This window comes from Micromonospora sp. NPDC050200 (genome assembly GCF_040656135.1).
Classification (GTDB): Bacteria; Actinomycetota; Actinomycetes; order Mycobacteriales; family Micromonosporaceae; genus Micromonospora.
In genome coordinates this window covers 1-7,430 of sequence record NZ_JBFALG010000125.1, presented here as the reverse complement: position 1 = coordinate 7,430, position 7,430 = coordinate 1, and the positions used below count along the sequence as shown (strand labels likewise).

8 protein-coding genes and 2 pseudogenes are annotated in these 7,430 nt (G+C 73.3%); 4 read left to right on the top strand and 6 right to left on the bottom strand.

From position 1 onward, the window contains the following. Positions 1-100: 100 nt before the first annotated feature. On the top strand, positions 101-886 hold the full coding sequence (locus tag AB0I41_RS34355) for a peptidylprolyl isomerase (RefSeq protein WP_357115370.1): 786 nt from the start codon (positions 101-103) through the stop codon (positions 884-886). Positions 887-1,340: 454 nt separating this feature from the next. Next, positions 1,341-2,144, top strand: a complete 804-nt coding sequence (locus tag AB0I41_RS34350; protein ID WP_357115376.1) for a M15 family metallopeptidase — start codon at positions 1,341-1,343, stop codon at positions 2,142-2,144. A 58-nt stretch (positions 2,145-2,202) separates the two neighbouring features. Here AB0I41_RS34350 and AB0I41_RS34345 read toward each other — a convergent pair whose 3' ends face one another. The 4 genes and pseudogenes from AB0I41_RS34345 to AB0I41_RS34330 form a co-directional block, all read right to left on the bottom strand. After that, the gene (locus AB0I41_RS34345; RefSeq protein ID WP_357115368.1) at positions 2,203-2,343 is read right to left on the bottom strand and encodes a hypothetical protein; all 141 of its coding nucleotides are present in this window, start codon (positions 2,341-2,343) and stop codon (positions 2,203-2,205) included. Positions 2,344-2,421: 78 nt separating this feature from the next. Then, positions 2,422-3,801 (bottom strand): IS607 family element RNA-guided endonuclease TnpB, encoded by a 1,380-nt coding sequence (gene tnpB / locus AB0I41_RS34340; RefSeq protein WP_357115374.1) that lies wholly within the window; start codon positions 3,799-3,801, stop codon positions 2,422-2,424. Positions 3,802-3,831: 30 nt separating this feature from the next. Continuing rightward, a pseudogene (locus AB0I41_RS34335) lies at positions 3,832-4,377 on the bottom strand (IS607 family transposase); the annotation flags it as partial. Positions 4,378-4,408: 31 nt separating this feature from the next. Further along, positions 4,409-4,729 carry a M36 family metallopeptidase gene (locus tag AB0I41_RS34330; RefSeq protein ID WP_357115366.1) on the bottom strand — a complete coding sequence of 107 codons (321 nt, stop codon included), beginning with the start codon at positions 4,727-4,729 and terminating at the stop codon, positions 4,409-4,411. 356 nt (positions 4,730-5,085) lie between these two features. On the opposite strand from AB0I41_RS34330, the gene AB0I41_RS34325 reads away from it, so the two are divergent. Beyond that, entirely contained in the window at positions 5,086-5,592 is a 507-nt protein-coding gene (locus tag AB0I41_RS34325; protein ID WP_357115364.1) for a DinB family protein, read from the top strand. Positions 5,593-5,626: 34 nt separating this feature from the next. Here AB0I41_RS34325 and AB0I41_RS34320 read toward each other — a convergent pair whose 3' ends face one another. After that, positions 5,627-6,448 (bottom strand): alpha/beta hydrolase family protein, encoded by an 822-nt coding sequence (locus tag AB0I41_RS34320; RefSeq protein ID WP_357115362.1) that lies wholly within the window; start codon positions 6,446-6,448, stop codon positions 5,627-5,629. A gap of 61 nt (positions 6,449-6,509) precedes the next feature. After that, positions 6,510-6,890, bottom strand: a pseudogene (locus AB0I41_RS34315) (HTH domain-containing protein); the annotation flags it as partial. A gap of 164 nt (positions 6,891-7,054) precedes the next feature. Here AB0I41_RS34315 and AB0I41_RS34310 point away from each other — a divergent pair. Further along, positions 7,055-7,396, top strand: a complete 342-nt coding sequence (locus AB0I41_RS34310) for a VOC family protein (RefSeq protein WP_357115372.1) — start codon at positions 7,055-7,057, stop codon at positions 7,394-7,396. Positions 7,397-7,430: the final 34 nt, after the last annotated feature.

Below are 7,430 nucleotides of genomic sequence, written 5' to 3'. Positions count from 1 at the left end.
GAGGTGTTTGTAGTATTCTCTGATGGTAGTTTGTATTTCTGTGGGATCGGTGGTGATATCCCCTTTATCATTTTTTATTGTGTCTATTTGATTCTACCACGTGTCGAGCGAACCACGACCGCACGCCACCCCGCCGCGATTCCGCGCGGCCCCGACGCTGCGCCGCCTCGCTGGCGTGGCGCTGGCCTCGGCCGCGCTGGTCGTCGCCGGCGGCACCGCCGCGGTCGCCGCGCCAGGTGCCGACCCGTCCGCGCCGCCGCGGACGACCCACGGGCCGTGCGCGTACACCGAGACGCCCGACGAACCGGCGGCCCGGCCGGTGCCGCTGCCCCCGGACCCCCGGCGTACGCCCGACCGGGGCACCGTCCGGGTCACCCTGCGTACCAACCAGGGCCCGATCGGGCTGACCCTGGACCGGGAGCAGGCCCCGTGCACCGTGCAGAGCTTCCTGCACCTGGCCCGGCACCGGTTCTACGACCGCACGCCCTGCCACCGGCTGACCGCGTACCCGACGCTCAAGGTGCTCCAGTGCGGCGATCCGTCCGGCACCGGCGAGGGCGGCCCCGGCTACCGGTACGCCGACGAACTGCCCACCGACCTGCCGCCGGCGCCGACCGACCCGACCGGCGTCCGCCGGCTCTACGCCCGGGGCACGCTCGCCATGGCCAACGCCGGTCCGGACACCAACGGCAGCCAGTTCTTCCTGGTGCAGGCCGACTCGGCGCTGCGCCCCAACTACACCGTCTTCGGCTCGGTCGACGAGGCCGGTATCGCCACGCTCGACCGGATCGCCGCCGGTGGGATCGTCCCCAACACCGAGGACCCGGCGCCGGTCGACGGCGCGCCGGCCCAGCCGGTGGAGATCCGCAAGGTCGCCCGGCACTGACGCCAACGCGGGCGAAGTGGCGGGTGCACCGCCCCACCCGCGTTGGCTACGGCCCTGTCTGGACTGCTGACCGCCGGCGGCCGGGTCGGGAACGTACCGGCCGGGCCCGCCGGCGGTGATTTCGCGGATCGGCGGACCGGAGCGGCGGGCGTCACTACGGTTCGTCAGAGTGAGAGCTCGCAGTCGGACCATCGCTGCCCTCGCCGCCGTCCGCGACCACCGGCACCCCGCCGGCGTTGGCCCCGGCGGGCGCACCGGCGCTCCGGCACCGCAGGGCACGGACCGCGCCACTCGTCGCTGTGGGGCTGGTGCTGCTCGGGGCGGTGGTCGCCGTCGCGGTGGTCGGGCGGCGTCGCCGGCGGGCCGCCGTACCGCGTCGGCCGTGACACCCGCCGCCCCGGCCCGCCCGGGCGCCGTACCGCCCAGCCGCCGCCGGCGGCGAGTCGCCCGGGCGCTGGCCCTGCTGCTGACGGTGGCGGCGGTCGCCGGCTGCCAGCGGCCGCCCGGCCCGGCGCCGCGGCCCAGCGCGATCACGCCGTCGCCGACCGGAGTGACGGCTCCGGCCGACTTCGTGCTGCTCTCCGAGGTCGACCCGACCATCGCCGTGGACATCCGGTACGCCACCGCCCACAACTTCGTGGGCCGGCCGGTCGACGGCTACCCCGAACCGCTCTGCCTGCTCACCCGGACCGCGGCCGAGGCGTTGCGCCGGGTGCAGACCGCCGCCCGCGCCCAGAGTCGTAGCCTGCGGGTGTACGACTGCTACCGGCCCCAGCGGGCGGTCGACGACTTCGTCCGCTGGGCGCCGAACCCCGCCGACCAGCGCATGAAGGCCGAGTTCTATCCCGGGGTGGACAAGTCGAGGCTCTTTGCCGACGGCTACATCGGAGCGCCCACCGCGCACAGCCGGGGCAGCACCCTCGACCTGACCCTGGAGCCGGTGCCGGCGCCGCCCGGGGCCACGTACACCCCGGGAGAACCGCTGGTGGCCTGCACCGCGCCGGCCGGCCGACGCTTCGCCGACGGCGGCGTCGACATGGGCACCGGCTTCGACTGCTTCGACCCGCTGGCCCACACCGACAACCCGGGCGTCACCGGCCCGCCCCGACAGAACCGGCAACTGCTGCGCCGGCTGATGCAGCAGGGCGGGTTCGTCAACTACGACCGTGAGTGGTGGCACTACCGCTACGCCGACGAGCCGTACCCGAACATGTACTTCGACTTCCCGGTCGCGGTGTCGTCGCTCCCGCCGCGCTGAGGCGCGGGGGTGCCGCCCGGACCCGGAGCGCGCGCGACGGGCGCCCCGGCCGGTCGGCTCAGAGGATGCCGCGGGCCTCGAAGGCCGCCCGGGTGGCCGCGGCGGCGGACGCGCCGTGCAGCCGCTGGGCGGCGGCGACGGTGGCCAGCGCCGCGTCCCGGAACGTGGTGTCCGGGGCGAAGGCGAACTGCGCCTCCACGATGGCGGTGGTGGCCCGGCGGTCGCCCAGGGCGGCGCGGATGTCCCAGAGCGCCCGGGACCAGATCTCCGTTACCTTTCAGTGCGCTCTAGCGGGCACACGGTTGGTAGTCCCGCCTTGCGGTGGGACGGTCCCGGTCTGACCGGCGGGCGCCGTGCCGGGTTCACGCTTCACAGCCGCCTGCCCGCGTTGGCGGGTCTTCCGGTCGGCTCCACGTGCTGCCACCGGGCCACTCCCGGCGGTGTCGAACTGGGCCGCCAGGGCGGCCAGGTTTAGCGAGGCGTTGCGGTCGCGGTCCCTGACCAGGCCGCACGCCTCGCAGTGGTAGGTGCGCTCGGACAGGGCCAGCTTGGTTTTCACCGTGCCGCAGCCCGAGCAGGTTTTCGAGGACGGGTACCACCGGTCGGCCACGATCAGCCGGCCGCCGCTCCACTGGGTTTTGTACGCGAGCTGCCGGCGGAGTTCGGCGAATCCGGCGTCGGCGATGTGCCTGGCGAGTCGCCGGTTGGCGAGCATGCCGGTGACGTTGAGGTCTTCGACCACGATCGTGGCGTGCTCGTGGGCCAGCCGGGTGGTGAGCTTGTGCAGCCCGTCGCGGCGCAGGTTGGCGACCCGGGCGTGGGCGCGGCCGAGCCTGTTCGCGGCGCGCTGCCAGCGGTTGGAGGGGCGGCGGCCGGTTCTGCGGTCCGGGCCGGTCTTGCGCGACAGCGCCCGGCCGAGGTGCCGCAGGCGCTGCTGGGCAGCGGTCAGGTGGCGCGGGTTGGGCTCCGTTTCGCCGGTGGACAGCACGGCAAGGTTCGTGATGCCGACGTCGACTCCGATCGTCGAGTCGGGCCGCGTCGGTCGGCGTTCGGCTCGCTCGACCTCGACGGTGAACGCGACGTGCCACCGGCTGCCGTCGCGCCGGACGGTCGCGGACATGATCCGGGCGGTGCCGTTGTCGAGGCGGCGGGCCAGCTTGCGGGCCGACTCGTGCAGCTTCAACCGTCCCAGCCGCGGCAGCACCACATGCGTGCGGTCCGGCTCGACGCGGATCGTTCCGGTGGTGAACCGCACGCTGGGCGTGGTGCGGCGGCGGGACTTGAACCGAGGGAATCCGACCGGCCGGCCGACCCGCTTGCCCGTCCGGGAGTCGGACCAGTTCTTCAACGCGCGAGCCAGCGCGTCGAGGCCGGTGCTGAACGCCTCCTTCGAGCACTCGGCCCACCACGGCGCAACGTCTTGCTTGGCGGCGTTCCACGCCTTGCGCAGCGCGGGCAGCGACCACGAGACAGCCGGGGTGAGCTGGCCATCCGGAACACCGTAAGTGCGTTCAGCGGCCCTCTGGTCCATGACGGCTCTGACCCGGGCGAGCGCCCAGTTGTGCGCGACCCGGGCGGCGCCGGCGTGCGCGAGTACGTCGCGTTTCTGGCCGGGGGTGAGGTCGAGGGCGAACCGGTACGCCTGGATCGTCTTCACGCCGGGTCCTCGGTGGCAGCTTCGATGGCCGCGGCGGGCGCGGTTCGCGGCGGCGCGGCGGCCGTACAGGCGGGCGCACAGCGAGGTCAGGATCTCGGTCACGTCGCGCACGAGGTCGTCGTCTACCTCGGCGGGGTCGACCACGAGCAGGCGGCGGCCCTGCGCGGCGAGAGCGGCTTCGACGTACTCGGCTCCGAACCGGGCGAACCGGTCGCGGTGCTCGACCACGATCGTGGCCACGGCCGGGTCGCGCAGCAGCGCGAGGAACTTCTTGCGGTGCCCGTTGAGCGCCGAGCCGACCTCGGTCACCACCCGGTCGACGGCGAGGTGCTGCCCGGTCGCCCACATCGTGACCCGGGCGACCTGCCGGTCCAGGTCCGCCTTCTGGTCGGCCGACCAGACCCGGGCGTACACCACGACCTGCCCGGCGTCCGGGGCCGCACCGGTCAGCGGTTCGCCGACCATGATGAGCCGGCCGAGCCGATACGTCGGAACGGGCAGCATCCCGGCCGCGTACTGCCGCCGCGCGGTCACGTACGAGATACCGGTTGCCGCCGCCCACTCCTTTAAGTTCACGCCGGGCAACTATAGGGCGCGCTAGATATCGCTAAGGACCACCGACACGCCAGCAGTTGTTAACCCCGTCGGCGTGCACCTCGCCCGGGTAGACCTTCGCCCCGTCCAGCCGCCGCAGGCAGTGCGGCGCGGTACGGGTGTGGGAGACCGCGTCCCAGTCGGCCACGCAGGCCTCCGGGGTGCGGGTCGGCGTGCCGGTGGCCCAGCTGGTCACCACGACGGCCAGGTAGTCGGAGAAGCCCTCGCCGATCGAGCCGGACTCCAGCGTGATGCCGAAGCCGGGCACCTGCCCGTCCTGCACCGAGTGGCCGTACTCGTGGACGATCACCTCGGCGTCCTCGGCGTCGTCCACCCCACCCTTGCCCAGCGTGATGTTGGCCTTGTCCTCCCGGAAGAACGAGTGTCGCCGCCGAACTGGTCGATGCGCAGCTCGATCTGCCGCTGGTTGACCGCGCGCAACGTGCTGCCGAAGCCCAGCGACTGCAGGTACGCCTGGGTGGTGTTCACCCAGTGTTGACGTTCTCTCCGCCCTAGCGGACGGAGATTCCACGGTGGTGCCGTCGGCGACCAGCGCGGATCGGGCGAGGGGTCACCTCGTGATTCCTTCGAGGGCGGACCGATCCGCTGAGATTAGACTTCCCCGGCGACCCTGCCAACCCCTCGGCGGGCAGGCCACCGCCGTCCCGTCGTCGAAGTGAAGGAGCCGTCGTGGAGCTGGAACGAATCGGCCCGCCCCTGCTCGCCGGGGAGCGGGAGACCCTGCGCGCCTTCCTCGACTTCCACCGGGCGACCCTGGCGATGAAGTGCCAGGGCCTGACCGACGAGGAGCTGCGCCGCCGGTCCATGCCGCCGTCGACGCTCACCCTGCTCGGCCTGCTCCGGCACATGGCCGAAGTGGAGCGGGCCTGGTTCCGGCGGGTGATCAACGCCGAGGACGTCCCGCTGATCTGGTCGGAGACCAGCGACTATCAGGAGGCGTACGACCCGACCGGCTCGACCGGCGCGGAGGCGTTCGAGGTGTGGCAGCGGGAGGTGGAGCACTCCCGCCGGATCGAGCGGGAGGCTGACTCCCTCGACGTCACCGGGCACCAGCCGCGCTGGGGCGAGGACGTGTCGCTGCGGCTGGTGATGCTGCACATGATGCACGAGTACGCCCGGCACAACGGTCACGCCGACTTCCTCCGGGAGGGCATCGACGGTTCCGTCGGGGTGTGACGGGCCGACCGCCCCCGGCGCCGGGTCCTCCGGCTCAGTGCCGGCCGGCGTTCGGCGGGGCGGCCGCGCCGCTGGCCGGTCGCGCGCCGGGTAGCGGCAGCCAGGCCAGCACGTCGCGGATTTTGTCGTCCCAGTACGCCCAGTCGTGGTCGCCGCGGGAGAAGTCCACGGTGACCGGCACGCCCCGCGCCCGCGCCGCCTCGACGAAGCGCAGGTTGTCCTCGTACAGGAAGTCCTCGGTGCCGCAGGCGACGTAGAGCGCGGGCGGGTCGACGCCGGCCCGGCCGACCAGCGCCACCGTGTCGTCGTCGCTGCCCGGCACCTCCCGGTCGCCCCAGACGGTGTGCCAGAGGGCCGGGTCGACCGGCCTGGTCGGGTGGTCCCGCCGGTGGGCGACGTCCAGCGCGCCGGAGAGGCTCGCGGCGGCGGCGAACCGGCCCGGCTGGCGCAGCGCCCACTTCACCGCGCCGTACCCGCCCATCGACAGCCCGGCCACGAAGGTGTCCTCCCGCCGGGGGGAGAGGCGGAAGAACGACCGGCACACCTGCGGCAGTTCCTCGCTGAGAAACGTCCAGTAGCGGTTGCCGTGCGCCTCGTCGGTGTAGAAGCTCCGCTCGGCCCGGGGCATGACCACGGCCAGGCCCAGCGGGGCGACGTACCGCTCCACGGAGGTGCGCCGCAGCCAGATGCTCTCGTCGTCGGTCAGGCCGTGCAGCAGGTAGAGCACGGGCGGGTCGCCGTCGGCCCCGCCGCCCGACACCCCGATCTCGGCGGTGGTGGCCTGCGGCAGGATCACCATCATCGACGTGTTGAGGCCGAGCGCCTCGGAGAAGAAGTCGCAACGGACCAGTGCCATGGTCTCTGACCGTACCGGCTCAGCGGGCTGTCCGGGGCGGGCCGCCCGCGACAGCCGAGACCGTGGCCGACCGCAGCGCGTCCACCCGGTGCCGCAGCCGGGACGGCAGTGACTGCTCCAGCTTGGCCAGCGCGCGCAGCGAGGTCTCCTCGATCCCGGTGACGGTGCCCGCCGCGGCGGCCCGCAGGCCGACGGCGACGGCCACCGCCTCCTCGTCGTCGAGCAGCAGCGGCGGCAGGGCGATGCCCGGCCCGAGTCGGTAGCCGCCCGCGGCCCCCGGGCGGGAGTCCACCCGGTAGCCCAGGGCTTGCAGCCGCTCCATGTCGGCGCGCACCGTTCGGGTGGTCACGCCCAGTCGGGCGGCGAGCTCACCACCCGGCCAGTCCTGCCCGGACTGGAGCAGCGACAGCAACCGCAGCAATCGCACCGACGTCTCCACCATGCCGGGAAGTCTGCCAGCCGTTGCGGAACCGGACCTTCCGCAATCGCTCGTAACGTGCGGTGGTGAGAACCGATCGAGGAGAGGGAACCGCCATGTTGCGAGGCATCGCCACCGTCAGCTTCTGGGCCGACGACCTGCCGTCCGCGAAGACCTGGTAAGCCGACCTGCTTGGCGTCGAGCCGGACTTCGAGCGGGCCGGGGCCGACGGGCGGCCCGGGTACTACGAGTTTCGGCTCGGCGACCACCAGCACGAACTCGGCCTGGTCGACAGCCGGTACGCGCCGTCCGGCGCGGCCCCCGGGCCGGGCGGGGCGGTCGTCTACCGGCACGTGGACGACCTGCCGGCGGCCGTGGCCCGGTTGCTGGCGGCCGGCGCCCGCGAGCACGACCCGATCCGGGAACGGGGGGCCGGCTTCGTCACCGCGTCCGTGGTGGACCCGTTCGGAAACGTGCTGGGGGTGATGACCAACCCGCACTACCTTGAGATGCTCCAGGTCAAGGGGTGACGGGCGGCGCGGTGGAGGGCAGTCGCCTCCACCG

What these genes read in the sequence shown, in the direction of transcription:
- AB0I41_RS34320 (WP_357115362.1), bottom strand. Translation starts at nt 6,448, where the DNA reads ATGGCACTGGTCCGTTGCGACTTCTTCTCCGAGGCGCTCGGCCTCAAC.